Source organism: Pseudomonas sp. KH_040, assembly GCF_057839305.1.
Map to the genome: position 1 here is coordinate 1545922 of NZ_CM174487.1, position 25787 is coordinate 1571708.

Sequence of the window (25787 nt, forward strand, 5' to 3'; positions counted from 1 at the left end):
GCTTTGCCATGTCCGTTACTGCACCTGCCACCAAGCCCGCGCCCGATCACCACGCCCAGTTCATCGAGCTGCTGCAAACCAGCCTCGACCAGAACGGCTTCATCAAACTGGTGCTGGCCAAGTACGTCGGCGAAGAAGTGGATTTGCAGCGGGTGATCATCAAAGCAGTGACGGTCAAAGCGCAGCCGAATCTGTCGTTCGTCTATCGCTACAAAACCCGCGACATCACCAAAAACCTGACCCTGGTCGACGGCGTGGCGGCGATTGCCGCGCTGTTGCCGGCCTCGTTCAAGAATGCGCATTTACTCGCGGTAACTGACGAAGCCCAGCTGGAATACAGCAAAAAGGGCAAGCCTTCGCTGTTCAAGAGCAAACCTCAGCAATTGCGCGAGGCGCCGTCCGCCGAGCACAACCGTGAGAAAAACCGTTTTCTTGAGTTGAGCCGACCGTTCCTCAAAGACTTGGGCGTGACCAACGCGCAACATGAGCTGATCCCGGCGATGTCGCGCAAGTGGAAGCAGATCAACAAGTTCATCGAAGTATTCAGTCATGCCCTGACCTCGTCGCCGCTGGCGCTGGACCAACCTGTACGCGTGGCGGATTTCGGTTCGGGCAAGGGCTATTTGACGTTCGCGATTCACGATTACCTGCGCAACACGCTTAAGGCGGAAGGCGAAGTCACCGGCGTCGAGTTGCGCGAAGAGATGGTCAACCTGTGCAACGCTGCCGCCGCGAAACTCAATCATCCGGGGCTGGTGTTCAAGTGCGGTGACGTGCGCAGCGTGGCGCCGAGCGAGCTGGACGTGATGATCGCCCTGCATGCCTGCGACATCGCCACTGACTACGCGATCCACACCGGCATCCGCTCAGGCGCGTCGATCATCATGTGCTCGCCGTGCTGCCACAAACAGATTCGCCTGCAGATCCAGAGCCCGGCGCTGCTCAAACCGATGTTGCAATACGGTTTGCACCTGGGTCAGCAGGCGGAAATGGTCACCGACAGCCTGCGTGCGTTGTTCCTTGAAGCCTGTGGTTACGAGACCAAGGTGTTCGAGTTCATCTCGCTGGAACACACCAACAAGAACAAAATGATTCTGGCGGTGAAACGCGCCGAGCCGGTCGACCCAGCGCAGTTGTTGGTGAAGATCGAAGAGTTGAAAGCGTTCTACAACATCAGCGAACACTGCCTGGAAACCTTGCTGCGCGCGGATGGCTATCTCGCCTGACTCGGTCCCTACAAGGTTATGTGTTCAAGCTGTGGCAGGTTGCGCCGGGCGCACCGCGGTTTTACGACCGAGCATGACCGTTGCAATCACGCCACAGGCAAACAGCCAGGTAATCGGCTCGACATGTTCACCAAAGAACAGCGCTGAGAATGCAATGGTGAAGAAGATCTGCAACAACTGGATCTGACTGACCCGGGCAATCCCACCCATGGCCAGCCCGGCGTACCACGCAAAGAACCCAAGAAACTGCGAAAACAACGCCACATACCCAAACGCCCACCAGGTCTTGGCCGATACCGCGCCCTGATGCTGAAGCGCCAGATACAGCACCGGCCCGATCAACAGCGGCGTCGACAGCACCAGCGCCCAGCAGATCACCTGCCAGCCACCCATCTCCTTGGCCAACCGGCCACCTTCGGCGTAACCCAAGCCGCCGACGGCAATCGCGCCGAGCATCAACAGATCACCGGCCTGAATACTGCCGGCCCCGGTGTACAACGCATAACCGAGCACCAATGCACTGCCCAACGCCGCACAGGCCCAGAAGGCTTTCGATGGACGTTCGTGGGACAGCCATGCGGCATAGAGCGCAACGCACAATGGTTGCAAGCCGTTGACCAGTGCACCGTGGGACGCGGGCAAGGTTTGCATGGCCCACGCCGACAACACCGGAAAACCTAGAATCACCCCGGCGATCACCAGGCTCAGGCCTTTGATTTGCTGCCAGGTTGGCCACTTTTCGCGCCGCCATAACAGAAGCAGCGCCGCCGGAATCGCTGCGAACAATGCGCGGCCCAAACCGTTGAGCAGCGGGTGCAGTTCCTGCACCACGATGCGGGTGAAGGGCAGGGTGAGGCTGAAGATCACCACGCCGGGCAGGCCGAGGGCCATGCCGGTGTTTTCGCGCGAGGACATGATGGGGACCGAAATTGAAGGTGGTTGGGAATGACCTTCATCAAGCCATAAACCGGGCGTTGCGGGCTGTTACAGCTAGGCACAGACTTATCCGTACAGTTTGCTGACGCCATCGCGAGCAGGCTCACTCCTACAGTTGAGATGCCTACCCCTGTAGGAGTGAGCCTGCTCGCGATGGCGTCAACTCGGTAGTAGCCCGTTGTTACCCGTCACTGTCGAATAGGTCTACCTTGAATACTCCCAAGCATTCCACCAGAGGAGACCTCCCCATGGCCGCGAAAAAGATCCTGATGCTGGTCGGCGATTACGTCGAAGACTACGAAGTGATGGTGCCATTCCAGGCCCTGCAAATGGTTGGTCATACCGTTCACGCCGTATGCCCGGACAAGGCTGCCGGCAAAACCGTGCGCACCGCGATCCATGACTTTGAAGGCGATCAGACCTACAGCGAAAAGCCCGGTCACCTGTTCGCCCTCAACTTTGACTTCGCCAAGGTCAGCGAAGCCGATTACGACGCGCTGTTGATCCCCGGCGGGCGTGCGCCGGAGTACCTGCGCCTCAACGAAAAAGTCCTCGACCTGGTGCGCGCCTTCGACAAGGCCGGAAAACCGATTGCTGCCGTTTGCCACGGCGCGCAACTGCTGGCAGCAGCGGGCATTCTGGAAGGTCGCGAATGCAGCGCCTATCCAGCCTGCGCGCCGGAAGTGCGACTGGCGGGCGGGACGTACATCGATATTCCGGTGACGGACGGCCACGTTCAAGGCAATCTGGCCACGGCGCCGGCATGGCCGGCGCATCCGAACTGGCTGGCCGGTTTCCTCGGCTTGCTCGGCACTAAAATCACCCTGTAACGAGGATCCGCCGATGTGCGAGCTCTACGTCAAGGCTGACCCGATTCTTTATGAGTCACGCTCGCGTTCGCTGCGCATCTGCGGCGTGGTGACGACGCTGCGCCTGGAGAATCAGTTCTGGGACATCCTCAGCGAAATCGCCGAGGTCGACGGCATGACCACCAACCAACTGATCGCCAAGCTGTATGAAGAGGTGATGGATTATCGCGGTGAGGTGGTGAATTTTGCCTCGTTCCTGCGGGTGAGTTGTATGCGCTATCTGAGTCAGCGGCGGGTGAGTGCGCCGGAGTTGTCGGTGGTGCGGGCGGTGGTGAAATAGGCCAGACCGGGTTGACCCCATCGCTGGCAAGCCAGCTCCCACAGGTATTGTGATGCGGCACAGTTATAGGGCACACAACAGACCCCTGTGGGAGCTGGCTTGCCAGCGATTGGGCCGGTACAGGCGACAGAAGGCTGGGGCTGGTCTTTACTCATTTGCGCGAAATCTCTCAATCGCCAAGGAGCAACGAACATGTCCGGATGGTACGAACTCAGTAAAAGCAGCAACGGCCAGTTCAGGTTCGTGTTGAAAGCGGCGAATGCCGAAACGATTCTGACCAGCGAGCTGTACACCACTCGCGCAGCGGCCGACGGCGGCATCGCGGCGGTGCAAACCAACAGCCCGCTCGATGAGCGCTACGAGAAGAAGTCGACGAAGGACGGCCATCCGTATTTCAACCTGAAAGCGGCCAATCATCAGGTCATCGGCAGCAGCGAGGCGTATTCATCGGATGCGGCGTGCGATAAAGGCATTGCCAGCGTCAAGGTGAACGGGCCGAGCAAAGTGATCAAGGACAAGACTTTGCCGGTTCTCTAAACCCGCTTTCAAATCCAACACCATTCCTGTGGGAGCTGGCTTGCCAGCGATGAGGCCATTTCATTCAGCATTGATGTTGAATGATTCACCGCCATCGCTGGCAAGCCAGCTCCCACAGGTTTTTGCGTTGTCAGTGGATCAGCGCAGGGTTTTCAGGATTGCTTGCAGCTGCGTCTGGCCCGCCTCACTCAACGGGAATACCGGCAAGCGCGGATCACCCACCTCCAGCCCGGTCTGACGCAATCCGGCCTTGATCGTCGCCGGCAACCCACCCTTGAGGATGAAATCCAGCAGCGGCAACTGGCGGTAAAACAAATCCCGCGCGCGATCCAGATCGCCGGCCATGGCCGCGTCATAAAGATCCAGATTCAACTTCGGGATCAGGTTCGGCGCCGCCGTGCACCAGCCTTTCGCCCCGGCCGCAAACGCCTCCAGCGCCAGCGGATTGCAGCCGTTGTAGAACGGCACCTGACCTTCACCGAGCAATTGCAGCTTGTGCATGCGCTGAATATCGCCGGTGCTCTCCTTGACCATGGTCACGTTGTCCACGGCATTGAAGATGCGCAGAATCAAATCAACGGACATATCGGTGCCGCTGGTGGCCGGGTTGTTGTAGAGCATGATCGGCACGCCGATGCGCTCGCCGATGGCGCGGTAGTGGGCGAGGATTTCCGCTTCGCTGAGTTTCCAGTACGAAGCTGGCAGCACCATCACCACATCGGCGCCATGAGCTTCGGCGAAACGCGCGCGGCGCACGGCTTTGGCGGTGGTCAGGTCGGACACGCTGACAATGGTCGGCACGCGTTTGGCCACATGCTTGATGCTGAACTCGGCGACCTGATCCCACTCCGCGTCGCTCAGGTAAGCGCCTTCGCCGGTGCTGCCCAGTGGGGCGATGGCGTGGACGCCGCTGTCGATCAGACGATCGATAGATTGTCCGAGCGCTGGCAAATCCAGCCCTTCGCCATTGGCGCCGAACGGGGTGATGGTGTAGCCGATGATGCCGTGAATAGTGGACATGGGAATCTCTCCGTAACAGGTTTCAGTTCAGGCAATCGGCGTGTTGACGCAGGTTCTGCCGGGCGTAGTAGTTGAACGCAGCGGCGTGGCGCTTCGGCTTGGCGATCCAGTCGTGCGCCTCACGGCCCAGCTCAGGGATGATCGGTTTGATCGTGCCGGCGGCCATCGCCAGCAGTTGCAGTTTGGCCGCGCGTTCGATCAATTGAGCGATGACGCAGGCTTCTTCAATCGTCGTACCGGTCGACAGCTGACCGTGGTGCGAAAGCAGGATCGCGCGTTTGTCGCCCAGCGCACCGGCAATCAGCTCGCCTTCTTCGTTGCCCACCGGCACACCCGGCCAGCCCTCGAGAAATGCGCAGTCGTCGTACAGCGGGCACAGGTCCATGTGGGAAATCTGCAGCGGTACTTCCAGCATCGACAACGCCGCGACGTGCGTCGGGTGGGTGTGAATGATGCAATTCACATCCGGGCGTGCGCGGTACACCCAGCTGTGGAAACGGTTGGCCGGGTTGGCCATGCCGTGACCTTCGAGGACTTCCAGATCCTCGTTGACCAGCAACAGATTGCTCGCGGTGATTTCGTCGAAACCCAGGCCCAATTGCTGAGTGTAATAGGTGCCGGGCTGCGGGCCACGGGCGGTGATTTGCCCGGCCAGACCTGAGTCGTGACCGTTCTCGAAGAGAATCCGGCAAGTCAGGGCCAGCTTTTGCCGGTCCGTCCACGTATTATCCGCCAGGCTTTTTTGCATCTGGGTCAGTGCTTGCTTGACCAGTTGGTCTTTGGGTAGTGCTAATGTCTTGGCCATGTCTGTGTCCTTTGGGTGATTGCAAATGACACGAAAGAGGCTATATGACACAAAGTGTCATTGGCAAGCACAAATCGTCGCTTCCTTGCTGGAATAACCGCCGCGCATGTCTATCCGTTTGAAATTGTTAAGAAAAAAACTTGGCGTAACCCTTGAGGCGCTGGCCGAAAAGTCCGGCATGACCAAGAGTTATCTGTCGAAAGTCGAGCGCGGGCTGAACACCCCGTCGATTGCTGCCGCGTTGAAACTGGCGAAGGCGTTGAACGTGAAAGTCGAGGAATTGTTCTCCGAAGACAACGTCAGCCTCGACAGCTACAGCCTGGTGCGCAGCCATGAGCGCCAGTCATTGGCGGCCAATGACCAGAGTCCGGGATATGCCGTGCTCGCGCATCAGGTCAGCGAGCGCAACCTGCTGCCGTTCATCATCTACCCGCCGAGCGAGTTCACTGACAAAACCTTCAAGGAGCATTTGGGCGAGGAGTTTCTGTTCGTCCACGAAGGGCAGGTTGAAGTGGATTTCATGAACGAGAAGGTGCTGCTGGAGCGCGGTGACGCGCTGCACTTCAATGCGCAGAAACCTCACCGGATCCGCTCGGTTGGCGAGGTGCAGGCGCAGTTGCTGGTGGTGGTACACAGCGCCGAAGAATGAACCTTAGAGTCAAAAGATCGTCCGAACGCGGCCCGAGTCTTCGGACGATCTTTTGATCTTGCTTTAAACCTCGACCGGCACCGACAACTTAGGGCTGCCGAGCGCATGGCTCTTGGCATCAAAAAACCGCAACTCAACGCCCGTGCCTTCGAACACCTGCGCGTAATGCCGCTTCTGATGCTGAACAAACGCCGCACTGCGCGGATAAATCGAGATCGCCACCGTTGCAGGTTTCGCCAAGCGCAGCGCCCGAACGATGTGCGCATCCTGCTCGCCCAAGGCATGGCCAAAGATGCACAGACTGCCGCCATGCCCGAGCAACTGCTCATAACAGAACGACAGGTAATCCGAACTGCGAATAGTCTTGAGCTTGTCCGCACTCGGTCCTTCGGTGACGAACAGCGGCACGTCATCCAGTGTCTTGATCGTGTTGTTGATCGCAAAACTACCGAGCAACGTGCCTTCGGTTGAAGTCAGTTTGCGCGCCGTGCCGTCCTGATTGCGCACCAGATGCAGACCGCCGTGCAGGTACAACAGGCGCGGTTTGTCGGTGGCAGTTTCGCTCAGATCAAAACTCGCATTGGCGCCGTTGAACAGGTCGTCGATGGCGTCGCCTTGATGTTGCAGCGCCCAGTAATTGAGCAAGTCGTAGTTGGTGGTGAACACGGTGCGATAGCGCGCCAGTTCTTCGTTCAACGTCGCCAGCGTCGAAGGCTTCACCAGTCGCCACGGAATGTGCACGGCGTGCACGGTGTTGATCAGCGCTTCCTTGATCGCGTAGTAACGATTGCGCGGCGCCGCCGAGCTGACAGCCAACGCCTTGTTGACCCGGCTGGTGGTTTTCAGTGCGCCGAGTACCTGCTCGAAACTGCGCGTGTGCATCGCGTCGAACACCGCCAGTTCCGACGGGCTCAGCGGTTTTTCTTCGACGGTGCGGGCGTTTTCAAACAGCGAGTCGTAGCCGAAGTCGTCCCACACCGCACGGCTGGCGCCATTGCCTACCAACAGACCGTTGAAGTCGGTCGTGGCGCGCAGGGTGTTCCAGTCTTCGAGGCTGGCGTCGACATCGAGAAAATCGGTCATTGCGTAGGCGGTCTCAAAACAAAGGGGCTGATGGACGGCGACTTTATCACGAGCGGGCATTGAGCCAGATCAAGATCGCTCGTGACCGATCGGTCGATGCTGTGTCTATCCGCCGAACCGGAGCAGTCGATTCGGCCCCTGTCAGGAGATGCGCGCATGACCAGCACTTTTTTCATTCCGGCGGTAAACATCATGGGCAACGGCTGCCTCGATGAAGCTATGGTCGCCATTCGCAACTACGGTTTTCGCAAAGCGTTGATCGTCACTGACGTGGGGCTGGCCAAGGCTGGCGTGGCCACGATGGTCGCCGAGAAACTGGCGATGCAGGACATCGATTCGGTGATTTTCGACGGCGCCAAACCGAACCCGAGCATTGCCAATGTCGAGTCGGGTCTGGGGCTGCTAAAGGAAAGTCGCTGCGATTTCGTCGTCTCGCTGGGCGGCGGTTCGCCGCACGACTGCGCCAAAGGCATTGCCCTGTGCGCGACCAATGGCGGGCAGATCCGTGATTACGAAGGCGTCGATCAATCGAGCAAGCCGCAACTGCCGCTGATCGCGATCAACACCACCGCCGGCACCGCCAGCGAGATGACCCGGTTCTGCATCATCACCGACGAATCACGGCACGTGAAAATGGCCATCGTCGACCGCAACGTCACACCGCTGCTGTCGGTCAATGACCCCGAGCTGATGGTCGCCATGCCCAAAGGTCTGACGGCCGCCACCGGCATGGATGCGCTGACTCACGCCATCGAGGCGTATGTCTCGACTGCCGCCAATCCGATCACCGACGCCTGTGCGCTGAAAGCCATGACCCTGATCAGCAACAACCTGCGCCTGGCTGTACGTGACGGCAGCGACCTCGCCGCGCGGGAAAATATGGCTTACGCGCAGTTCCTCGCCGGCATGGCCTTCAACAATGCCTCGCTCGGGTATGTGCATGCGATGGCGCATCAATTGGGCGGGTTCTACGACTTGGCCCATGGCGTGTGCAACGCCGTGCTGCTGCCTCATGTGCAGACGTTCAACGCGCTGGTGTGTGCCGATCGGCTGACCGATGTTGCCCACGCCATGGGCGCCGACATTCGCGGTTTCAGCGCCGAAGAGGGGGCGCAGGCGGCGATCAATGCGATCCGCTGCCTGGCCAAAGATGTCGAGATTCCCGATGGCCTGCGCGAATTGGGCGCCAGGCTCAGTGACATTCCGCTGCTCGCCAGCAATGCGCTGAAAGACGCCTGCGGTCTGACCAATCCTCGGGCGGCCGATCAGCGCCAGATCGAGGAGATTTTTCGTAACGCGTTTTGAGCGGTTACGACGGGGTCAGCCCTTGCCCTCAGAGGTCACCGTAAACGTTCGAACACGGCCCCAATCAGACAATTTTCCATTGATGTTGTGAATGGCGGATATTCGATACCTGCCTTCCTTCAGGGGGAGGGTAGGTTGAGTATGCCATTGCATTTCGCTGTCGACGTCGGCTCTGGCAATCTCCAGGCCGTTGTCCAAATCGATAATGCTAACTCTGCCGATGGGCTGCGTGACATCGCCACGAAAGACCGGAACGGCATCTACCTCGGCTTCTTCCTCCGGTTCCATAACGACCGGAATGTTGATGGGGGGCCGCAAGAGCACCTTGTATTTGCGCTCCTCACTCCAACCTGACTTGACGCCTTCCACCTCCTGGCGGGCTTTAATCCCATGCTCCCCCGGGGACTGGGCTCCGCTGAAGCTGAACGCCCATCGTCCATTTTTGCTGACCTGTCCTCCACCCAGCGAATGCGTCTCTTCAATGTTCCAAACCTGCACCAGAGCACCCGGTATACCGCTGCCGAGAAACAGTGTTGCAACCCCCGTGTTCTTGTCCTTTTCGGGGTACGTGATGGTCGGGGGCGGGACAGGTTGCGTGTTGGGCTTGTCGGGAGTGCTCATTGTGTTTCTCGTTTCAGGCTGATTTGAAACGAAACACTGGCACGGCGTGTCCCGTTTCGAACCTGTAAAAACTACCAGTTTTTTAGCTTTTTTTGCTTGATACGCAATTTCATTTTCTTCTAAAAAACTGTCATTTCTGTCAGTTGTCCGGCGTGGCTACTTCGGATCGAATGCTCTGACAACGGGGGTCGACTTCGATCTCTCTAGGAGCACACGAACATGCCGAAAGCCACAGCACCCACAGCATCGAAAGCCCCCAAAACAGCAAAAGCACAATCAGCAGGAGAGCTGGATGATCGCTTTGGCCTGCGAACGCTGAATTTTCCCGGAGCGAGCAAGACCATTGGCCATGGGGTGGCGATAACGCCGTCGGGGCAAATCATGGTCAGCGCAACCGTTGAGGTATCGGGCCTTTCGTACTACGGCCTGGCGCGTCTGGATGCCAATGGCAATCCAGATCCGGGCTTTGGTAATGGCGGCTATCTTCGCGGCCGATTTGGCAATGGTCTGCTCTCGCAAGCCGGACAGTTGATCGTGGATGCAACCGGCCGGATCTACCTGTGCGGCGTGATTGGCGAGAGCAAAGACACAGCCATCGAATACCAACAGGTCATCGCTCGATTCATGCCCGACGGCTCGCCTGATACCGGGTTCGGCGACGATGACGATGACGATGACCATAAAAGCGGTTATCGGATTGTGCCCACGCGTATTCCTCTGCTGACAGGCGCCACGGGTGGCGGTCTGATTCTGGCGAAGTCCACGCCCCTGGCGGCGGAGCCGGACAGGCTGCTTTTCGTGACCTCGCAAAAGGGCAGTGGCTTGCTGACGCGCTTCCTACTGGATGGCTCCGACGACTCATCGTTCGCTGCCAACGGCTGGATTGTCCTGACGCTTAAGGAGGTGGCAATTTCATTGCGAGGGATCATCCAACTCGACGATGGGCTTATTCTGGTGCATGGCAAAACGGAAATAACCAATCAGGGATTGGTCATGGCGTTCGACAGCAGCGGAAACGTCGCAGAGGCGTTTGGCAACAAGGGGACATTGCTGTTGAACCTTGAACAGGATGACAAGCCGCTCGAAAGCTCGGTCGAGCAGGTCATTGTGCAAACGTCAGAGCGCTTGCTCTTGCTCGGTTCGGCGGTCGAAGCGTCGGCAGGGGACAAATTCCAGCACGCGTTTATCAGCGGCATCACCCACACCGGCGAAAAGGATGAAACATTCAATGGCAAATATCCGGTTATCACCCCTGCGACAGGGACCCTCGATCTCAGGAGCTGGACGGAAGGGTTCGCCCTGGATGACAGCGCCGGCCATCGAATCGTCACGGTTGGACAAACCTCGGGGGGCACACGAGGTTTACTGACGGGAGGCTTTTTGGCAAATGGCGCCGTGGATCCGGCATTCAACGTCGAGGGTGCGGCGCAGATCGAGTGGCCTGCCAAGAGTGCCTGTATGCAGAATTCATCGGTGCTGGTCTTGGGGAACAGAAATGGCAGGGTGCAACTGATTCGCTTGCTTACCGCATCGGTCAGTGATCTGTGAAATCCCCCCGTCGGTTGATTGGCAGAACGGCAATCCTCCGAGATCGGTGGCCTGCTGTGACGCGTTCGCAAACAAACCCGCTCCCACATTGAAATTCGATCCCCTGTGGGGGCGAGCCTGCTCGCGAAGACTGACTTCCAGACACTGAAAAACATCGATTCAAACGATCATCCAGCAGCCACTGTATTCTTCTCAAACACCCCGCCAAACTGAATCAACACCACTCCGGCAATCAACAACAGCGCGCCCGATACCCGCGATACCGTCAGTTGTTTCTCAACCAGCCCGAACCACCCGAAGTGATCCAGCACCATCGACGCAATGACTTGCCCTGCCAACGCCAGCGCGACAAACCCTGAAGCGCCAAGCTTGGGCAACAACGCTACCGCCAACGCCACAAAACACACACCAAACGCACCACCGGCCCACATCCACAATGGCGCCTTGCTGATAAACGCCAACGACGGCAATGGCAAACGCAACGCCAGAATCACCGGCAGCAACACGATCACGCTGACCAGCAACGACGCCAATGTCGCCCACAACGGATGTCCCAGCCCACGCGCAAGATTGCTGTTGATCGCACTCTGAAACGGCACCACCGCCCCGGCAAACGCGGCCAGCACCAGCAAACCGGCCCACTGCAACGTACTCATGTTCATCACTCCAAGAGGTTTTGCTGGACTCTAGGGTATTCGTCGAGCAGATTTAAATTCCGTTTCGTCATCCAGTACATGCATCAGATGAATGATCTGCGCCGTATCGACCTCAACCTGTTGGTGATCCTCGACGCCTTGCTCAGCGAGCAGCACGTCACCCGCGCCGCCGAGCGTTTGCACCTCAGTCAACCGGCGGTCAGCCATGCGCTGGCACGGTTGCGCGATCTGCTCGGCGATCCGCTGCTGGTGCGTGCCGGCTCGACGCTGGTGCCCACCGCGCGAGCGCTGGAACTGGTCGCGCCGCTGGCCGAAGCGTTGGCTCAGGTGCAATCGCTGCTGGCGCCGAACACCTTCGATCCGGCGAGTGCGCGCAGGACGTTTCGCGTGGCGATGTCGGACTACGGCGCAGCGATCATTCTGCCTACGCTGATCCGCACCCTGCGCCGGGAAGCGCCGGGGATCGACCTGCAAATCAGCCATGCCAGTCGCGAAGGCATGCTGGAAGGCGTGCTCAATGGCGATATCGATGTCGCCGCCGGCGTCTTCCCGGAAATGCCCCACGAACTGCGCAGCTCGGTACTGTTTGAAGAGCGCTACGTCTGCCTGCTGGATCGACAGATGTTGCCGGGCAACGGTGTTCTGGATTTGCCGACCTACCTGTCACGTCCACATGTACTGCTGGAAATGCGCGGCAGCGGCACGCCGGAAATCGAGCGCGCATTGACGTCATTGCGTGAGCGTCGCCGCGTCGCGATCAGCCTGCCGCACTGGAACGTCGCGCCGCAGTTCATCAGTGGCACGGATCTGATTCTTACGGTGTCTTCACGCAGCGTGCGCGAGATTGATCAGCGCGAACTGATCGTGGTGCCGCCGCCGTTCGAGATTGCGCCATTCACGTTTGTGCTGGCGTGGCATAAGCGGCGGGGCGGGGATCAAGCGTTGAACTGGTTGAATCGGACGATTGAGGAGGGGATAGTGCGCGGCTGAAAAGGTACAAGGAGAAGGAAGTGACAGTGAAGTCTGGCTGGATCGGGTGTGCGGTATTGTGCGGGTGGTTGCTGGCGGGGCAGGCATTGGCCGATTGCACGCCACCCGCGGTGTCGGGAAACTGGGACTTTGGCCAGTGCAAGGATTGGCCTGCTTATCCAGGGCTGACCATCTCTTTGCTATTGAAGTTTGAGCCGGATCCAGTTGACACCGATGGCGATAAGATTGGCTCTTACGATTTGGGTTTATCCGTTTTATCAGCAGACGACCCAACCCCCATCGCCACTTACCATCAACCTGTTGCATTTTTTTCTGATGCGTTCGCGCTGGATAGCGTGCAGATCGACACCGCGCGCTACAAACTCACGCCTGAACTTCGTGCTTTTGGTATTCGGGCAAATTTCAAAGGCTCGTCTCGCGTTAATCCATTGGATGAAACCGTGCTGTCGCTCTATGTGAAAGAGGGAAGCAAACTGCGTCCTGTGTTGGATCGATTAGTGGTTTACCGCTTCAGTGGTGAATGGGACGGCAATTGCGCGGGAGAACGCGCGACCACTGTTCGCACCATCGAAATGGGTAAAACCAGCTCTCATGGTTTTGCCGACCTTGTCGTTAAATCAGTCACCACCGGTCTCGTCGGAGAAGGATCGCCTGACAATTGCGAAATGAAGACTACGAACGACAAGCCCGTGCTGACCACTCTCCGCTACGACGGAAAAGCGTACGTCCTGCCGCAAGAATTCAAAGGCCTTTAACCGGCCTGCTTAACCCGACTTTTATCAAGGAAGAACAATGCTCACGCCCACCAGACTCCTTATAGCCCTCAGTATTCTGGCCCTCGTTCCTCAAGCCCAGGCCGCTTGCCAGACCAAAGACTTCGACGGCAAATCCCTGTCGCGCTGCAAAGTCTGGCCGGCCGTGCAGAGCCAGGCGATTTCGGTTAAATCCACTTACCTTGCCGACGCCGGCGACGATGAGGCCGGGGTGTTCGATCTGGATCTGTCGATCGTCAATGCGAGCACTTACAACCCCATCGTCACTTACCGTAAACCGGGGGCTTACAACTCCGATGCCGTGCGCTTTGAGGATCTGCGCATCGACACTGCCCGTTATCGACTGGCGCCGGAGGTTCGGGCTTTCGGCTTGCGTTCAAAGTTCGCGCACAGTTCCCACGCCATTCCCTACGAGAAAACCGATCTGGCGCTGTATGTTCGCGAAGGCAATGAGTTGCGTCCGGTGCTGGAGGGCTTGGTGGTTGCCAAGAGCAATGGCGAGTTCATGAATGATTGCGAAGGCTACACAAAGACGATTCGCCGAACCGTCGAGATCGGCTCTTCCAGTCATCATGGTCTGGCCGATTTGATCGTCACGACCAGCGGCAGCAAAATGAAAAACACCCAGTCGGGTAAAGAGTGCGTTTCCAATACCACACGTCTGAAGCAAAAACAGATCACCCTGACCTACGACGGCCAGCAATACATCGTCCCCGAAGACCTCAGAGGTTACTGACCCGATGCTCACCGGCCTCAACCATCTGACCTTCGCGGTCAGCGATTTGAATCGCAGCCTCGCCTTCTACCGTGATCTGCTGCAGTTGCGCGTCGAAGCCACGTGGGATGCCGGCGCTTACCTGTCGCTGCCGGGGCTGTGGTTGTGTCTGTCGCTTGATCCGCTGCGTTCAAGCGAACCGTGCGCCGATTACACCCATTACGCTTTCAGCCTCGATGCAGCCGATTTCTCAACGTTCGTGCAGAAGCTAAAAGCGGCAAACGTGCAAGAGTGGCGCGATAACCGCAGCGAAGGTGCGTCGTTCTATTTTCTCGATCCCGACGGCCACAAGCTGGAAATTCACGTCGGCGATCTCGCTTCACGGCTGGCAGCGTGTCGGCAAAAACCGTACGCCGGCATGCGTTTTTACGACGAGTCATGATCAGACACATTTGTCTGTTATAGACTGGCGGCCACGTGTTCTGGCGCTTGCAGGTTTTCCATGACTCCATCGTTGCTAATGGCCGTGCTGGCCTCGGGTTTCATTTACGGCATCACGCCCGGGCCGGGGGTGCTGGCGGTGTTTGGCATCGGTGCAGCCCACGGGCGACGGGCCGGGGCGGGGTTTCTTTGCGGGCACCTGCTCGGTGATGTGGTCTGGTGCAGTACGGCGCTGATCGCAATTGTCGGCGCCCGGGAAATCGGCAGCACCGCGTTTGATGTGCTCGGTGTGCTCAGCGGTTTGTACTTGTTCTGGCTCGGCTGGCGCGCGGTGCGCGCCCAGCGTCGCAACGGTGACGAGCCGCAGGGCGCGGCGCGCAATCCGTTCTGGCACGGCATTCTGTTCGGCTTGACCAATCCCAAGGCCTATCCGGTGGCGGTCGCGACCTTCACCGCGCTGTTGTCGAGCCGCGCCGAACTGCTCAACTGGTCGATGCTGCCGGCGTTGATTGCCCTGAGTTTCCTCGGCGGCCTGCTGGCCTACGCTATTCTGATTGGCGTGGTTGGCGCGCAACGGGTTCGCACGCTGTATCAGCGTCATGAGTTGCTTATCACCCGCTTGTGCGGCGTGATGTTTATCGGTTTTGCCATCAACGCGCTGGTGCATGCACTGCCGGGGCTGATGCCGAACAAGGCTTGAAAATGTGTGCAGGGAGGCGCAATAAAAAGGTCAGGGATGGTTGATCAGTGCTGCATTGTCCGGACACCCACGCTGAACCATGGAAAGCCGAAATTCCGCGCCGTTGGCGAGTTTTATCGATCTGTTGCTGGACGCCGTCTGCGCGGTCGACAAGCAGGGTCGTTTCGTTTTTGTCAGTGCCGCTTGTGAGCGTGTTTTCGGTTATTCGCCTGAAGAGTTGATCGGCCGGCAAATGATCGAGCTGGTGCACCCGGCGGATCGGCAGCGCACTCTCGCAGCCGCAAACGAAATCATGGGCGGCGAACCCAAGCTCAACTTCGAAAACCGTTACCTGCGCAAGGACGGCAGCGTCGTGCATATCCTCTGGTCGGCGCGTTGGTCGGAAGTCGATCAACTGCGCATCGCCGTGGCGCGCGACATCACCGAGCGCAAACAGGCCGAATCGCGCCAGGCAGCGTTGTACGCGATTTCCGAAGCGGCGCATGCGGCGGAAGATCTGCTGGCGCTGTTCAAGCGTATTCATCTGATCATCGGCGAATGGTTGCCAGCGATGAATTTCTCCGTGGCGCTGTACGACGAGCACTGCGCACAACTGAATTTCCCTTATCACGTCGATGATCACGAATTGCAGCCCGAGCAACCGGGCACCGTCACCGGACGCCTGTGCGCGGAAGTTATCCGTAGCGGCCAGCCGATTCTTCTGACGCCGGACAGTGCAGATTCCCCAGCCGATTTCGCCGAACTGGTGGCCGGGCAGAACGCGCCTTGCTGGCTCGGTGTGCCGTTGAACTCGAAAAACGGCACCATCGGCGCCTTGATCGTCAAAAGCCTGCCCGGCGGCGAGCGCTACACCGAGCAAGACAAGGAACTGCTGCAATACGTTTGCGCCCAGGTCGCCACGGCCATCGAGCGTCAGCAATTGCACGCCCGCCTGCGACGTATGGCGCAGTACGACCAACTGACGCAGTTGCCCAATCGTGAATTGCTGCGCGATCGCTTGAAGGCTGCGTTGGCCAGCGCGCGCGAGCAATCCGGGCACATGGCCTTGTTGTATGTCGATCTGGACCGCTTCAAACAGGTCAATGACACCTTTGGTCACGCCGTCGGCGACATGCTCCTGCAAACCGTAGCCAATCGCCTCAAGGGCTGCGTGCGGGAAACCGATACCGTGGCCAGAATCGGCGGCGATGAATTTGTCGTGTTGCTGCACAGTGTCCAGGTCTCGGAAGATGCTGACGGCGTGGCGGAAAAAATCCGACAGGTGCTGGTGCAACCGATGCGTCTCGATGGCCACAACCTGCACATCGAACCAAGTATCGGCGTGGCCCGCTATCCAGAGCACGGCAGTGAAGAGCAGCAACTGTTTCGCCATGCCGATCAGGCGATGTACGCCGCCAAACGCCTGAACCATCACGCGTTGAATAGTTGATCCGGGGCCGCCGTTCGTCGCAGCGACTGCAATTTTTCTAAACCTTTGCCGGCCAGAAAATTCTCAATCTAGGCGGGCACCTGCTCGCCACGATCATTACCAAGAGGTAGAGAATCATGCCTAACTCAAGAAACTCGAACTCGGGAAACTTCGCCAACGATCGAACGAAGGCCTCTGAAGCAGGTCGCAAAGGTGGGAAAACCACCACAACGACCGTCGACAAAGAGCCAAAACCAGACATGGGCCGCAAGCCCGCTCAGAAATCGAAGTAGTCGGTGAAGGTAGTTTTGATTGAGAGGCGGGGGCGTAAGCTCCCGCTTGAATTTTGCAAGTAAGGAGGGCGCGACCATGAGCCGAATGGCCACCCGTATACGCACCATGAGTTTTGCATCGCTATTGGGCCTCTGTGCCAGCAGCGCTTTTGCCCAGTCGCCCGCCGATTTCATCAACGATGCCTCGGCCAAAGGCATGGCCGACATCGAGGCCAGTCGTCTGGCCCACAGCAAGGCCGAATCGAAAGAGGTCAAGGACTACACCATCGTCGTCATCAACGACCGCACGACGGCCAACCAGCACCTGGCGAAAATCGCCAAGAAACTTGACCTGCCCGTCGCGCCTCGTGAAGAGCTGGCCGACAAGGCCAAGGAATTGATGCCGCAAGTGACCGACGGCGCCTCCTTTGATCAGGCCTACGCCGCCAGTCAGGTCAAAGCCACTGAAGAGGCCATCGAGCAGATTCAGCAGGAAGCGCAGACCACCGACGTGCCGGAGATCAAGGCGTTTGCTGACGAGACCTTGCCGAAACTGCAAAGCCATCTGGAGATGGCTCGCCAGTTGCAGGCCAGCCGCTAATCAAGAGCAAAAGATCGCAGCCTTCGGCAGCTCCTACTCAATCCCTGTAGGAGCTGCCGAAGGCTGCGATCTTTTGCTTTCAATCCTCAACACTCATTTAAATCCTGCTTCGACTTACTCTTCTCGCCCAATCCCTCAAGATTGAACACCTCACCCTCGCCCAGCGAGCGGTAGTGTCTGCGCAACGCCTCCAGCTGCTTCAAATCCAGCGCCTCCAGCCCGAGCATTGCGTTTTGCGCTTCTTTGGTCACCAACAGCAATTCATCGATTTTCAAATGAAGAATGTCGGTGTCGCGGTTCTGCGTGTTCTGAATCAGGAACACCATCAGGAAGGTGATGATGGTGGTCGAGGTGTTGATGATCAGTTGCCAAGTGTCGTTGTAGTCGAAGATCGGCCCGCTCAAACCCCACAACCCGATCAGGATCAACGCGCCCATGAAGGTCTTCGGACTACCGGCCCATAGAGCGAGCTTCTGGGAGATTTTTGCGAATTTCATAGCCGTGTTCCTTATTGGGGGAATGCTTGAAATTCAGACATTGGCGACGTTATGAAAATTCTACTGATGTGCAAGATGTCCCTGAAAAACCGGCCTCACGACCGGTTTTGGCATTGGTACTCTAAACCTCGAGTTCGACGTCGACGGTCCAGTGGAAGTAACCCACCACCTCACACTGCTGATTGACCAGCATGAAACTCAGTTCGCATTGCACATCGCCAGGTTTCTTCGGCGTGCAGGTCCAATAGTGGTCGTCAGCTTTTCGACTGCCCAGCGTGGTCGGGTCGTCCGGGTTGGGCGCGGGCACCGTCAGGTTGGTATGAATTTGCAGGTTCGGTTCGGAAAGCACACCGCTATCAGCCACGGTCATGCGGTACACAACCACACTGTGTTCGGCGATCAGGCTGACGGAGCGTCCACGAACGTGCAGGTCGCAGCCAGTTTCGACCTGGATTGTTATTGAGCTGTCATTTATGACTATTTCTTTCGGATTGTTACCAGTTGCGAAAAAGATAAAACCATCGGTAATGCTCGTCGGCGCGGCGGCGTCCAGACTTGGATTTGGGTAATGCTTCAGTACTGATTCGGCATCGACGATCAGCAACACGTTGTGTGCGCTGCTAACGCCGGATGAGGGCGACGGGATCGGTTCGCTGGTCATCATGGATTCCTTTCATGATGTTGGCACAAAACGACAGCCGCTTCGGTCAAGGCAACACTTCCTGTTCCGGCCGCAGCGGCAGCGGATCGGTTGAGCCCCTTGTCACCAAAGGGCTCGACACATCATCAGTTATGAATGGAGATGAACGGATCCCACGAACAGCAGCCGATGATCTGGCAGTTGCGATCGACGATCAGGAAGTGGAAGTGATAGGTCACGCGACCACAGTCGAGGGTTTCGGATGACCAATAGTGGTTGTCGACTTTCTGGCAGCTTGGTACGGATGGATTGCTCGTGTTGGGCACAGCAACGCACGCTGTGGCCTTGCGCGGCGAGGGCGGCGAGATCAGGTTCTCTCCGGCGTTGGGGACGAATTTGTAGAAAATTACCGCCTGTTCGAAGCTCTGCGACAGGCTGGTTTCACGCCAGCGGATCAGATCGCCGACCTGAGCCTTGAGATCCAGTTCGCCACCGGCCTGACCACTGACGACGTTGTCCTGATTGGTGACCATGTACACATGTTTCCAATCAATCAGCGTTGGGTTCTTCGGATCCTTGCTGATGTTTGGATATTTTTTCAGAATGGTTTCGGTGTCGATGGAAACCAGAATATCCGTCACTCGAGACATGGTGATGCTCCTTTTTCATAGTGAACGTCGGACTGCAATCCAGGCACGACGACGCTTGCTTGCCGTATGGCTTTTGCGAGCACACTACTGGGGGGAACCCACTGATCACGAGAAATGAACAGGCCGTGCTCCTTGCACGAAATCGACTGATTCGGGTTCCTTCCGATTGCCGCTCCTTGACTATAGGTATGATTTTTTAGCTGTCAAAATCGCTTTTGTCTGGCTCGACGGACGGTCACCTGATTTATTAGAACCAACCCATTGGCGATAAGCCGATGGGTTGGTCCGACACCCTTTGCAATTCAGTCGCTCTGGAACTGTTTGCTGTGCGGCCTGTATCGTGACGAACCGCTGGTATGTCCCGACAGGAGAACGCAATGAGTTGGTCCGCCAAACAATACGTCGCTTTCGAAGATGAACGCACCCGCCCGGCCCGCGATCTGCTCGCCGCGATTCCTACGCCTGAAACGCGAACTGTGGTCGATATCGGTTGCGGTCCCGGCAACTCGACGGAGTTGCTGGTGCAGCGTTTTCCCGGGGCGAAGGTCAGCGGGCTGGACAGCTCGGCAGACATGATCGACGCGGCTCGCAAACGCTTGCCGGATTTGCAGTTCGAGGTGGCCGAGATTGATCAGTGGGCTGATGCCGGGCCGTTCGATGTGATCTTCGCCAATGCCGTGTTGCAGTGGGTGCCGGATCACGCGACGTTGTTGCCGGCGTTGGCTAGCAAGTTGTCGGCCGGTGGCAGCCTGGCGATCCAGATGCCGGACAATCTCAATGAATCCTCACACCGCTTGATGCGTGAAGTCGCTGCTAATGGTCCGTGGGCGAGCAAGCTTTCCGGCGCTGCGGGGCAACGTACCGACATGGCCAGCGCCAGTGATTATTTCTCGATGCTGCGACCACACTGCGCGCGGGTCGATGTGTGGCGTACGACCTATCACCATCAGCTGTCCGGCGGGGCGGCGGGGGTGGTGGAGTGGTTCAAGGGCAGCGGGTTGATTCCGTTTTTGAGTCCGTTGAGCGAGGCGGAAAAGGCGCAGTACCTGGAGCAATATCTGGCGAAGGTTGAGAAGGCTTATCCGGCATTGGCGGATGGCTCGGTGTTGTTGCCATTTCCACGGTTATTTATCGTTGCGACGCGCTGAAATAAATTGGCCCACTCACCCCAGCCCTCTCCCGAGGGAGAGGGAGCCGATTGGTGTTGCTTGCAAAACCTGAGTTCGCCTCGATTTCGCACGTCGGCGTAGCTCGTACTGGCGCTGCGGTCAGTCCCCTCTCCCTCTGGGAGAGGGTTAGGGTGAGGGCTCAGCGCTGCACCGCCACCAACATCATCATCGGCCGCTCTCGCTCTTCTGCCAGAGCCGGTTGCGCCGCCACTTCAGCATCGCTCGGCCCCCATTCATTGACATGTCGAATCGTGAATCCTGCATCGATCAGCGAATTGAGCAACGTCCCAACCGTACGATGCTGCTTGATCACGCCCTCAGCCAGCCAATTCGTAACTCGCTCACCCTCCAACTGATAGCTGTCCAGCGGCCAACGCTTGTTGCCTTCAGCGTCAATCAACCAACCCGGATTACGTGGCGCCATAAAGATCGGATGCTCAATGGAAAACACAAAATGCGAACCCGGTTTCAGCGCCGCGTACAGGTGCGCAAACAACCCCGGCAGATCCTTGATGTAATGCAGCGCTAGCGAACTGTAAGCCAGATCGAAACTGCAGGCGGGCAGGTCGAGCTGTTCCAGGTCGCCGCGCTCATAGCGAATATTCGCCGTCGTGGTGGTCTCCCGTGCCCGCTCCAGCATCTTTTCCGAGACATCCAGCCCCAAGACACTGGCCGCGCCATTCTCAATGGCCCAGCGACTGAACCAGCCATAACCGCAGCCCAGATCCACCACGTTCAGGCCATGCATGGAGGGCAACAGCGCCTTGAGCGCTGGCCACTCCGGCGCCGCGTCGAGGCCGCCGATGGAACGGTTCATCTGGCTGTAACCCTGGAAGAATTCGGGATCGTCGTAAATGTTTTGCGTCATGGTGAAGTGCTCTTTTGAGTTCGGTCGTCAGCGGCAATGTGGCCGCGATTGGAATCCCTCGAAAGTGATGGCGCGTATTCGTCGATGGCCGCGCAGGGGGAGGGTGGTGGTTGATGAGGAAATGCTAGTCGGTTGGGCGGGAGGTGAAAACCGGTGGAGTGTTGTGGATCTGTAATGTCGGGGAAATCGCTATTTGTTATCGCTTCATAAACATGTTCCGACTGAAGTGTTTAGAGGCGTGCGGTGTTACGTCCTGAAGCCTACAAATCCTTGCGCCGTTGCCTACCGCTACGCCAGAATCCGCCGGCTTGTGCGCTTGGGGGGCGGTCGGTAACTTGGTTCGCGTCACTGATTTCCAGTGATCGGGTTTAGTAGCCCGGTATCCTCAATCTAAATAGCTGCATGAGTACCACTCAGTCAGGCGAATGCCTGCACCTGATGGTGGCTGTGCGCATGGCGCCCTCGGGTGCGCCGGATTTGGATTGGGGTCCGGTCTACTAACTTGCGCACAGCTGCCACCCATCCGTTTAGTAGCGAGATCGGTTGCGGCCTTACTAAAAGGTCTCAATCCAATGTTCAAAGTTACGCCCAATCCGCCGGAAACCGATCCGGCATCCCCCTACGAATCACCCAATTCCAAGAAATTCCACGAAGCCGCCGAACGCGCGCTCGACCACTACCTCAGCCCGACCGCGCAGATCATGGGTTCCTCCCGCGAACCCGAACCGATGTACCTCGCCAACCCTGCCTATGACACCGAATCCCTGCTGGCCAACGCCAGCGAAACACTCGGCTCGGCCACCACCCTGCTCAACAACTTCGCCGCGCTGCTCGACACCTCGCACCGCAAGACTGCACTCGGCATCGCGCAGGTCGTCATGTTGGGGGAATTGGCGGTGAATCAGGCGCTGGATAAGGTTGTGCCGGCGGGTTAACCCTTTCGCTTCAAGAAGCCAAAGAAACCGGCCAATGAGTGCCGGTTTCTCGAGACGGCTACCTGGCAGCACGACTTCCGGCAAGTAGCCCGATGTTTTGGTCGATGCGTTGTTGAATGGTGCGCAAGGTTTCCTGGGTGATCACACCCGGATACAAACTTTCAGCCATGGCTGTGAATCGGCTAGCCACCTCGCAAAATCGGTCAATGATGTCGGCGGCCGTAGCGGCGTTTACTTCAGCCTCCACTGCAAGGTTGAGCAGGTGTTCTCTTCCAATTTCCAAGGCTTCACCCATCACGTCCATCTGGTGATAGCCTCCCGGCCCCTCGCAGAAAGTGACGTCATAGGCCGGCGCTAATTTCCAGTCTCCGCCAGGCGACATGATGTAAGCAAAGTTCTTCGGATGGTCGTCTCGGTTATTGAATGCGACATTGAAGACGACCCGCTCAAACGCTACGGCTTTCTCTCGTACGTCATTGCTGCACTTATGAGTCGCACGCAAGAAGTTGACGTAGTCCAGCGCCCCTGGGGATCTGAAGTCCGCACCGGTAAAGGCTGCAAGACTCTGCATGGGCACCCGCAAGTCGTTTTGTCGGTCAAAGCGTTTGGTGGCAAAAGCGGCCATTCCTTCAGACAGGCTGAAATAACGAGTGTCAGGGGTTTGGATACCGCACAAGCGTAAACATTCGGCATAGACCATTTCGATGGCGCACACCTCGGGATGTTCTTGCTGAGCCGGAAACTTCACCAACCAGGCTTCGAAACCGGGAGTGGCAGCCGTAGTAAAGGCGTCAGTGTGCGGATCGCGATACACCAGCGCTTTTGGTCGGGCGCCTTGTGGAGAACCTCCGACCAGTAGCAGCTTCTGGAGAAGCTCTCCACCTTTACCTTTGAGTACTTCCTGCACTTCGGACGCGAGCAACTCGATGGGAACATGCATTTGCGGTTCCAGCGCCTCGGGTGCAACAGGTTCAAACGACATGGCCCCCATGGCATTGTTGCCAATGTAGGCTAGCCGCTCCAAGGGGCCTATGCGCGCGGGGTTGAGGCCTCGACGTTTGAACAATCGGTCCATCAGCAACATGCCCCAGCCATCTGGCAGCGAGTCATAAACCGGCCCAGGCAGTCCCAACTGATGTGACGGGAAATCCCGGTTTAACCTGGCTCCCTGTAATGGAAGCCTCAAGGAGGAGAGTTCCAGCCCTCTGTTTTTTGCCTCATCGCTGTACTCAAACATGACCTGCGGGCGACCGGTCAGGGCTTTCGTCGAAGCAAGTGTGCCCCACCGCCAACGTTCACCCCAGCCCTCGTAGTAGACGTCCACTTGTTCAAGCATTGTCGGCTTTCCTTTTGATGCGATGACGCTTGGCCGTTTTTTCGTAGCGAATGATATCGTCTAGAGTTTCGAGCCTTGGCAGAAACAACCCTTCGAGTTCCTTTTCGCGCCCGAGAACCATTGCCACTCGCACCATGTTGTCGAAACTCACATTACGACCGGCTTCAAGGTTTGACACCGTATTCGTCGCAATGCCCGCGCGAGCGGCCACGTCTGCCTGTGTCATCTCCAAAGCCAATCGTTCTGTGCGCAGGCGGTGGCAAATCCGTTTGACGATCTCGCTTGCGGTGGTGAGGCTTAAATCCAGCATGTCGTGTGTACCGTCGGCGTTCAGTTTTGATTCTCAGTACGCAATATACTGTGGATTAAACCTGAAAATATCCTTTAACTCACAAGAAAATGTAATTAGGTTTAATGGGTAGGATAGGCCAGCACGGGTTGACGCGCCAAGGTTCAACCCTGCTGCAAAACTTTCAGAGCCGCCGACGCCAGAAAGCCCGAGCGGCTTTTCTCTTCCGGGTGATGCAACACATACTCATCAATGCGATTGAGCAAATGGCCCGGCAGGGTGATGTTGAGCTTTTGGGCTTTGCCCAAATACTTGAGCACATCGATATCCACCACGGCCCATGCACAACCGGCGTATTTCGGGTTGGCCACGTGCAGGCTCAGTTTGCTGGCCGCTGGAATGGGGGCGTCGTCGTCCGCCAGAATCTCGAAATGACCTTCGATGGCTTCGCGAGCCATGGCGACGGCATCGTCCATATCCTCTCCGGCGGAAAAGCATCCAGGAATGTCCGGGACTTCTACACCCCAGGCGTGATGGTCATCGCCAATTGAAATCGCAATCGGGTAGAGCATATTCGTTGTCCTCCATGGCGCAACTGACTCAGAGAGTCAAAGCAGCGCCTGCTGCAAAATACTGATGGCCGTTTTCTTCAGCAGATCCTTTTTTGGATGTGGCACGGTGACCAGTCCTGGTTTGCTCGGGTGCTTGAAGTGATGGTGACTTCCTTTGATCCTTACCAGATACCAACCGTCTGCGACGAGTTGGCCGATTAAAAAACGGCTATTCACAACACCTCCCTGTGGTGTGCTTGGTGGGTACTATACCCATTGAACTAATATGATCAACACTATAACCACCGGGCGGTAGTGGTCCTCTGACGGGCGGGGTCGCTTAGCGCAGTCTAGATAAGGCAGAAGCGATGGTGAGGTGGGTGTGTTACCGGGTTTTGCTTATGTTCATGTGGCGATCTTCCGCTGCAAAATAATGGAACACATCTTTTTCTGACGTCACTGCTCGGGCTGCTAACGTTGAACTCTAATGGGCGAAGGTCATGGACCCTCAACGAGCCTGTTGAAAGGAAATCACCTCTCGATATAGCCAGCGTAGTTATGCATGGAATTTGCCCATGTGATCGTCAGAAGGGAGTGAAACGGATGTCGACTCTAAAATTCAGCTATAGAGATGCAAAGGGCGATTTAAGTCAGCGGGAGTTGATTCAATGGTCAGAGAATTCGGTTTACATTCAAGGACGATCGGCCAGCGATACCTTTCCTAAAACCTATCGCAAGGATCGCATCATCGAAGTATTGCTTGGGGCTGAGCTGCTCTTAAAGGAGGCCGCTCCTCCTTCTCCGAGGCTTCAGCACGATCGAAAGCCACCGGCGCTCGTTGCTTCAGAAGCCGCTTCGCAAACGCCTGATCCGAAAATGTCACCGGGTAGGATCAATCAAATTCTTTTCACTGGGTTCGCAGCTGCACAACGGGCTGAGCTTGAGCAAAAGGCAGTGGAATATGGGTTGAAGGTCATGAGTACGGCAGGCAAGACGCTGACGTTTCTTTGTTATGGTGAAAATGCGGGGCCAACCAAAGTTTCCAAGGCACTTGAGGCTGGAGCTTTCATCATCAACTCAGAGCAATTCTTGAATCTGATCACAACGGGAGAAATCCCCTGAAGTCATCACTTCGCTCAGCCTGCGCATTGAAACTGCACCAACCGCCGAATGCTTGTTACATGCAGCCAGCATCACCTCATTCTGCTTCTTGGTAGCTGCGGTCAGCACTTCACGGTAAACTCGCTTTTTTTCATGGGATTTCGCATTACGGATGAAGTCTGCGAATGGGCTTGCGTACTCCCCTTCGAATTCGATTGTCATGGAATTGCCCCTTCATAGATCCCGAGCATGGGTACCATTTCGTGCCTCGCACGCTTCTCAAGGATTGTCGTTAGAGAGAACAAAAGCGTACAGG

General features: G+C 57.4%; 33 protein-coding genes. 18 read left to right on the top strand and 15 right to left on the bottom strand.

What is annotated here, in order from left to right:
- The first annotated feature begins 8 nt into the window (after positions 1-8).
- Positions 9-1226 carry a class I SAM-dependent methyltransferase gene (locus AC3IUF_RS06915; RefSeq protein WP_489280762.1) on the top strand — a complete coding sequence of 406 codons (1218 nt, stop codon included), beginning with the start codon at positions 9-11 and terminating at the stop codon, positions 1224-1226.
- A 24-nt stretch (positions 1227-1250) separates the two neighbouring features.
- Here the strand turns inward: AC3IUF_RS06915 and AC3IUF_RS06920 are convergent, their stop codons facing one another.
- Positions 1251-2141 (bottom strand): DMT family transporter, encoded by an 891-nt coding sequence (locus tag AC3IUF_RS06920; protein WP_489280763.1) that lies wholly within the window; start codon positions 2139-2141, stop codon positions 1251-1253.
- Between the two features lie 269 nt (positions 2142-2410).
- On the opposite strand from AC3IUF_RS06920, the gene AC3IUF_RS06925 reads away from it, so the two are divergent.
- From AC3IUF_RS06925 to AC3IUF_RS06935, 3 genes are all read left to right on the top strand, one after another.
- Positions 2411-2992, top strand: coding sequence for a DJ-1/PfpI family protein (locus AC3IUF_RS06925; RefSeq protein ID WP_007916312.1), 582 nt, complete (start codon positions 2411-2413; stop codon positions 2990-2992).
- 13 nt (positions 2993-3005) lie between these two features.
- Positions 3006-3311 carry a ribbon-helix-helix domain-containing protein gene (locus AC3IUF_RS06930; RefSeq protein WP_007916314.1) on the top strand — a complete coding sequence of 102 codons (306 nt, stop codon included), beginning with the start codon at positions 3006-3008 and terminating at the stop codon, positions 3309-3311.
- 192 nt (positions 3312-3503) lie between these two features.
- Positions 3504-3848 carry a YegP family protein gene (locus tag AC3IUF_RS06935; protein ID WP_007916316.1) on the top strand — a complete coding sequence of 115 codons (345 nt, stop codon included), beginning with the start codon at positions 3504-3506 and terminating at the stop codon, positions 3846-3848.
- Positions 3849-3986: 138 nt separating this feature from the next.
- On the opposite strand, the gene AC3IUF_RS06940 is transcribed toward AC3IUF_RS06935, so the two are convergent.
- Positions 3987-4868 (bottom strand): dihydrodipicolinate synthase family protein, encoded by an 882-nt coding sequence (locus tag AC3IUF_RS06940; protein WP_489280765.1) that lies wholly within the window; start codon positions 4866-4868, stop codon positions 3987-3989.
- Positions 4869-4890: 22 nt separating this feature from the next.
- The gene (locus AC3IUF_RS06945; protein ID WP_007911518.1) at positions 4891-5673 is read right to left on the bottom strand and encodes an aldolase; all 783 of its coding nucleotides are present in this window, start codon (positions 5671-5673) and stop codon (positions 4891-4893) included.
- Positions 5674-5779: 106 nt separating this feature from the next.
- Here AC3IUF_RS06945 and AC3IUF_RS06950 point away from each other — a divergent pair, with 106 nt between their 5' ends.
- Positions 5780-6322, top strand: coding sequence for a helix-turn-helix domain-containing protein (locus AC3IUF_RS06950; RefSeq protein ID WP_201227620.1), 543 nt, complete (start codon positions 5780-5782; stop codon positions 6320-6322).
- A 63-nt stretch (positions 6323-6385) separates the two neighbouring features.
- Here AC3IUF_RS06950 and AC3IUF_RS06955 read toward each other — a convergent pair whose 3' ends face one another.
- A complete protein-coding gene (locus AC3IUF_RS06955; protein ID WP_489280767.1) occupies positions 6386-7405 on the bottom strand; it encodes a DUF4917 family protein in 1020 nt (339 codons plus the stop codon).
- A 156-nt stretch (positions 7406-7561) separates the two neighbouring features.
- Here AC3IUF_RS06955 and yiaY point away from each other — a divergent pair, with 156 nt between their 5' ends.
- On the top strand, positions 7562-8710 hold the full coding sequence (gene yiaY, locus AC3IUF_RS06960; protein ID WP_095113816.1) for an L-threonine dehydrogenase: 1149 nt from the start codon (positions 7562-7564) through the stop codon (positions 8708-8710).
- 15 nt (positions 8711-8725) lie between these two features.
- Here yiaY and AC3IUF_RS06965 read toward each other — a convergent pair whose 3' ends face one another.
- Positions 8726-9331, bottom strand: a complete 606-nt coding sequence (locus AC3IUF_RS06965; RefSeq protein ID WP_414915391.1) for a hypothetical protein — start codon at positions 9329-9331, stop codon at positions 8726-8728.
- 219 nt (positions 9332-9550) lie between these two features.
- On the opposite strand from AC3IUF_RS06965, the gene AC3IUF_RS06970 reads away from it, so the two are divergent.
- Positions 9551-10879: an NHL repeat-containing protein gene (locus AC3IUF_RS06970; protein ID WP_489280769.1), complete on the top strand. Its 1329-nt coding sequence runs from the start codon at positions 9551-9553 to the stop codon at positions 10877-10879.
- A gap of 167 nt (positions 10880-11046) precedes the next feature.
- Here AC3IUF_RS06970 and AC3IUF_RS06975 read toward each other — a convergent pair whose 3' ends face one another.
- Entirely contained in the window at positions 11047-11535 is a 489-nt protein-coding gene (locus AC3IUF_RS06975) for a DMT family transporter (RefSeq protein WP_095113814.1), read from the bottom strand.
- Positions 11536-11613: 78 nt separating this feature from the next.
- Between AC3IUF_RS06975 and AC3IUF_RS06980 the strand changes: the two genes are divergently transcribed.
- The 8 genes from AC3IUF_RS06980 (at position 11614) to AC3IUF_RS07015 (ending at position 17435) form a co-directional block, all read left to right on the top strand.
- Positions 11614-12525, top strand: a complete 912-nt coding sequence (locus AC3IUF_RS06980) for a LysR substrate-binding domain-containing protein (RefSeq protein ID WP_489280771.1) — start codon at positions 11614-11616, stop codon at positions 12523-12525.
- 20 nt (positions 12526-12545) lie between these two features.
- Positions 12546-13280: a PA3715 family protein gene (locus AC3IUF_RS06985; RefSeq protein WP_007911494.1), complete on the top strand. Its 735-nt coding sequence runs from the start codon at positions 12546-12548 to the stop codon at positions 13278-13280.
- Between the two features lie 37 nt (positions 13281-13317).
- Complete coding sequence (locus AC3IUF_RS06990; RefSeq protein ID WP_007911492.1) at positions 13318-14034, top strand: PA3715 family protein; 717 nt, start codon at positions 13318-13320, stop codon at positions 14032-14034.
- Between the two features lie 4 nt (positions 14035-14038).
- The gene (fos, locus tag AC3IUF_RS06995) at positions 14039-14455 is read left to right on the top strand and encodes a fosfomycin resistance glutathione transferase (protein WP_489280773.1); all 417 of its coding nucleotides are present in this window, start codon (positions 14039-14041) and stop codon (positions 14453-14455) included.
- Positions 14456-14515: 60 nt separating this feature from the next.
- Positions 14516-15154, top strand: a complete 639-nt coding sequence (locus AC3IUF_RS07000) for a LysE family translocator (RefSeq protein ID WP_095113810.1) — start codon at positions 14516-14518, stop codon at positions 15152-15154.
- Between the two features lie 79 nt (positions 15155-15233).
- Positions 15234-16583, top strand: coding sequence for a sensor domain-containing protein (locus AC3IUF_RS07005; protein ID WP_007911486.1), 1350 nt, complete (start codon positions 15234-15236; stop codon positions 16581-16583).
- 116 nt (positions 16584-16699) lie between these two features.
- Positions 16700-16855, top strand: a complete 156-nt coding sequence (locus tag AC3IUF_RS07010; RefSeq protein WP_007911485.1) for a KGG domain-containing protein — start codon at positions 16700-16702, stop codon at positions 16853-16855.
- Positions 16856-16931: 76 nt separating this feature from the next.
- Positions 16932-17435 carry a DUF4142 domain-containing protein gene (locus AC3IUF_RS07015; protein WP_007911484.1) on the top strand — a complete coding sequence of 168 codons (504 nt, stop codon included), beginning with the start codon at positions 16932-16934 and terminating at the stop codon, positions 17433-17435.
- A gap of 86 nt (positions 17436-17521) precedes the next feature.
- On the opposite strand, the gene AC3IUF_RS07020 is transcribed toward AC3IUF_RS07015, so the two are convergent.
- The 3 genes from AC3IUF_RS07020 to AC3IUF_RS07030 all read right to left on the bottom strand — a co-directional run bounded on the left by AC3IUF_RS07020 (position 17522) and on the right by AC3IUF_RS07030 (position 19222).
- Positions 17522-17932, bottom strand: coding sequence for a low affinity iron permease family protein (locus AC3IUF_RS07020; RefSeq protein WP_038358294.1), 411 nt, complete (start codon positions 17930-17932; stop codon positions 17522-17524).
- 121 nt (positions 17933-18053) lie between these two features.
- Entirely contained in the window at positions 18054-18593 is a 540-nt protein-coding gene (locus AC3IUF_RS07025; RefSeq protein WP_007911482.1) for an AidA/PixA family protein, read from the bottom strand.
- 125 nt (positions 18594-18718) lie between these two features.
- The gene (locus tag AC3IUF_RS07030) at positions 18719-19222 is read right to left on the bottom strand and encodes an inclusion body family protein (protein WP_007911481.1); all 504 of its coding nucleotides are present in this window, start codon (positions 19220-19222) and stop codon (positions 18719-18721) included.
- Between the two features lie 377 nt (positions 19223-19599).
- On the opposite strand from AC3IUF_RS07030, the gene tam reads away from it, so the two are divergent.
- Positions 19600-20370: a trans-aconitate 2-methyltransferase gene (gene tam / locus AC3IUF_RS07035; RefSeq protein WP_489280775.1), complete on the top strand. Its 771-nt coding sequence runs from the start codon at positions 19600-19602 to the stop codon at positions 20368-20370.
- Positions 20371-20530: 160 nt separating this feature from the next.
- Here tam and AC3IUF_RS07040 read toward each other — a convergent pair whose 3' ends face one another.
- Positions 20531-21259 (bottom strand): class I SAM-dependent methyltransferase, encoded by a 729-nt coding sequence (locus tag AC3IUF_RS07040; RefSeq protein WP_095113805.1) that lies wholly within the window; start codon positions 21257-21259, stop codon positions 20531-20533.
- A gap of 572 nt (positions 21260-21831) precedes the next feature.
- Here AC3IUF_RS07040 and AC3IUF_RS07045 point away from each other — a divergent pair.
- A complete protein-coding gene (locus AC3IUF_RS07045) occupies positions 21832-22194 on the top strand; it encodes a DUF6124 family protein (RefSeq protein WP_489280776.1) in 363 nt (120 codons plus the stop codon).
- 58 nt (positions 22195-22252) lie between these two features.
- Here the strand turns inward: AC3IUF_RS07045 and AC3IUF_RS07050 are convergent, their stop codons facing one another.
- The 4 genes from AC3IUF_RS07050 to AC3IUF_RS07065 form a co-directional block, all read right to left on the bottom strand.
- On the bottom strand, positions 22253-23530 hold the full coding sequence (locus AC3IUF_RS07050; RefSeq protein WP_007911475.1) for a type II toxin-antitoxin system HipA family toxin: 1278 nt from the start codon (positions 23528-23530) through the stop codon (positions 22253-22255).
- On the bottom strand, positions 23523-23840 hold the full coding sequence (locus AC3IUF_RS07055; protein ID WP_007911474.1) for a helix-turn-helix domain-containing protein: 318 nt from the start codon (positions 23838-23840) through the stop codon (positions 23523-23525). The genes AC3IUF_RS07050 and AC3IUF_RS07055 overlap by 8 nt, the downstream gene beginning before the upstream one ends.
- A gap of 143 nt (positions 23841-23983) precedes the next feature.
- Positions 23984-24391, bottom strand: coding sequence for a type II toxin-antitoxin system HicB family antitoxin (locus tag AC3IUF_RS07060; protein WP_463542512.1), 408 nt, complete (start codon positions 24389-24391; stop codon positions 23984-23986).
- Between the two features lie 36 nt (positions 24392-24427).
- Positions 24428-24607 (bottom strand): type II toxin-antitoxin system HicA family toxin, encoded by a 180-nt coding sequence (locus AC3IUF_RS07065; protein ID WP_007911472.1) that lies wholly within the window; start codon positions 24605-24607, stop codon positions 24428-24430.
- A gap of 366 nt (positions 24608-24973) precedes the next feature.
- Between AC3IUF_RS07065 and AC3IUF_RS07070 the strand changes: the two genes are divergently transcribed.
- Positions 24974-25492, top strand: a complete 519-nt coding sequence (locus tag AC3IUF_RS07070; protein WP_042704881.1) for a BRCT domain-containing protein — start codon at positions 24974-24976, stop codon at positions 25490-25492.
- On the opposite strand, the gene AC3IUF_RS07075 is transcribed toward AC3IUF_RS07070, so the two are convergent.
- The gene (locus AC3IUF_RS07075; RefSeq protein WP_007911471.1) at positions 25448-25693 is read right to left on the bottom strand and encodes a hypothetical protein; all 246 of its coding nucleotides are present in this window, start codon (positions 25691-25693) and stop codon (positions 25448-25450) included. The genes AC3IUF_RS07070 and AC3IUF_RS07075 overlap by 45 nt on opposite strands.
- Between the last annotated feature and the right edge of the window lie 94 nt (positions 25694-25787).

Excerpts from the sequence above, each read along its gene's own strand:
- AC3IUF_RS06915 (WP_489280762.1), top strand. The coding sequence starts at position 9 with ATGTCCGTTACTGCACCTGCCACCAAGCCCGCGCCCGATCACCACGCC.
- AC3IUF_RS06920 (WP_489280763.1), bottom strand. The coding sequence starts at position 2,141 with ATGTCCTCGCGCGAAAACACCGGCATGGCCCTCGGCCTGCCCGGCGTG.
- AC3IUF_RS06925 (WP_007916312.1), top strand. The coding sequence starts at position 2,411 with ATGGCCGCGAAAAAGATCCTGATGCTGGTCGGCGATTACGTCGAAGAC.
- AC3IUF_RS06930 (WP_007916314.1), top strand. The coding sequence starts at position 3,006 with ATGTGCGAGCTCTACGTCAAGGCTGACCCGATTCTTTATGAGTCACGC.
- AC3IUF_RS06935 (WP_007916316.1), top strand. The coding sequence starts at position 3,504 with ATGTCCGGATGGTACGAACTCAGTAAAAGCAGCAACGGCCAGTTCAGG.
- AC3IUF_RS06940 (WP_489280765.1), bottom strand. The coding sequence starts at position 4,868 with ATGTCCACTATTCACGGCATCATCGGCTACACCATCACCCCGTTCGGC.
- AC3IUF_RS06945 (WP_007911518.1), bottom strand. The coding sequence starts at position 5,673 with ATGGCCAAGACATTAGCACTACCCAAAGACCAACTGGTCAAGCAAGCA.
- AC3IUF_RS06950 (WP_201227620.1), top strand. The coding sequence starts at position 5,780 with ATGTCTATCCGTTTGAAATTGTTAAGAAAAAAACTTGGCGTAACCCTT.
- AC3IUF_RS06955 (WP_489280767.1), bottom strand. The coding sequence starts at position 7,405 with ATGACCGATTTTCTCGATGTCGACGCCAGCCTCGAAGACTGGAACACC.
- yiaY (WP_095113816.1), top strand. The coding sequence starts at position 7,562 with ATGACCAGCACTTTTTTCATTCCGGCGGTAAACATCATGGGCAACGGC.
- AC3IUF_RS06965 (WP_414915391.1), bottom strand. The coding sequence starts at position 9,331 with ATGAGCACTCCCGACAAGCCCAACACGCAACCTGTCCCGCCCCCGACC.
- AC3IUF_RS06970 (WP_489280769.1), top strand. The coding sequence starts at position 9,551 with ATGCCGAAAGCCACAGCACCCACAGCATCGAAAGCCCCCAAAACAGCA.
- AC3IUF_RS06975 (WP_095113814.1), bottom strand. The coding sequence starts at position 11,535 with ATGAGTACGTTGCAGTGGGCCGGTTTGCTGGTGCTGGCCGCGTTTGCC.
- AC3IUF_RS06980 (WP_489280771.1), top strand. The coding sequence starts at position 11,614 with ATGCATCAGATGAATGATCTGCGCCGTATCGACCTCAACCTGTTGGTG.
- AC3IUF_RS06990 (WP_007911492.1), top strand. The coding sequence starts at position 13,318 with ATGCTCACGCCCACCAGACTCCTTATAGCCCTCAGTATTCTGGCCCTC.
- fos (WP_489280773.1), top strand. The coding sequence starts at position 14,039 with ATGCTCACCGGCCTCAACCATCTGACCTTCGCGGTCAGCGATTTGAAT.
- AC3IUF_RS07000 (WP_095113810.1), top strand. The coding sequence starts at position 14,516 with ATGACTCCATCGTTGCTAATGGCCGTGCTGGCCTCGGGTTTCATTTAC.
- AC3IUF_RS07005 (WP_007911486.1), top strand. The coding sequence starts at position 15,234 with ATGGAAAGCCGAAATTCCGCGCCGTTGGCGAGTTTTATCGATCTGTTG.
- AC3IUF_RS07010 (WP_007911485.1), top strand. The coding sequence starts at position 16,700 with ATGCCTAACTCAAGAAACTCGAACTCGGGAAACTTCGCCAACGATCGA.
- AC3IUF_RS07015 (WP_007911484.1), top strand. The coding sequence starts at position 16,932 with ATGAGCCGAATGGCCACCCGTATACGCACCATGAGTTTTGCATCGCTA.
- AC3IUF_RS07020 (WP_038358294.1), bottom strand. The coding sequence starts at position 17,932 with ATGAAATTCGCAAAAATCTCCCAGAAGCTCGCTCTATGGGCCGGTAGT.
- AC3IUF_RS07025 (WP_007911482.1), bottom strand. The coding sequence starts at position 18,593 with ATGACCAGCGAACCGATCCCGTCGCCCTCATCCGGCGTTAGCAGCGCA.
- AC3IUF_RS07030 (WP_007911481.1), bottom strand. The coding sequence starts at position 19,222 with ATGTCTCGAGTGACGGATATTCTGGTTTCCATCGACACCGAAACCATT.
- tam (WP_489280775.1), top strand. The coding sequence starts at position 19,600 with ATGAGTTGGTCCGCCAAACAATACGTCGCTTTCGAAGATGAACGCACC.
- AC3IUF_RS07040 (WP_095113805.1), bottom strand. The coding sequence starts at position 21,259 with ATGACGCAAAACATTTACGACGATCCCGAATTCTTCCAGGGTTACAGC.
- AC3IUF_RS07045 (WP_489280776.1), top strand. The coding sequence starts at position 21,832 with ATGTTCAAAGTTACGCCCAATCCGCCGGAAACCGATCCGGCATCCCCC.
- AC3IUF_RS07050 (WP_007911475.1), bottom strand. The coding sequence starts at position 23,530 with ATGCTTGAACAAGTGGACGTCTACTACGAGGGCTGGGGTGAACGTTGG.
- AC3IUF_RS07055 (WP_007911474.1), bottom strand. The coding sequence starts at position 23,840 with ATGCTGGATTTAAGCCTCACCACCGCAAGCGAGATCGTCAAACGGATT.
- AC3IUF_RS07060 (WP_463542512.1), bottom strand. The coding sequence starts at position 24,391 with ATGCTCTACCCGATTGCGATTTCAATTGGCGATGACCATCACGCCTGG.
- AC3IUF_RS07070 (WP_042704881.1), top strand. The coding sequence starts at position 24,974 with ATGTCGACTCTAAAATTCAGCTATAGAGATGCAAAGGGCGATTTAAGT.
- AC3IUF_RS07075 (WP_007911471.1), bottom strand. The coding sequence starts at position 25,693 with ATGACAATCGAATTCGAAGGGGAGTACGCAAGCCCATTCGCAGACTTC.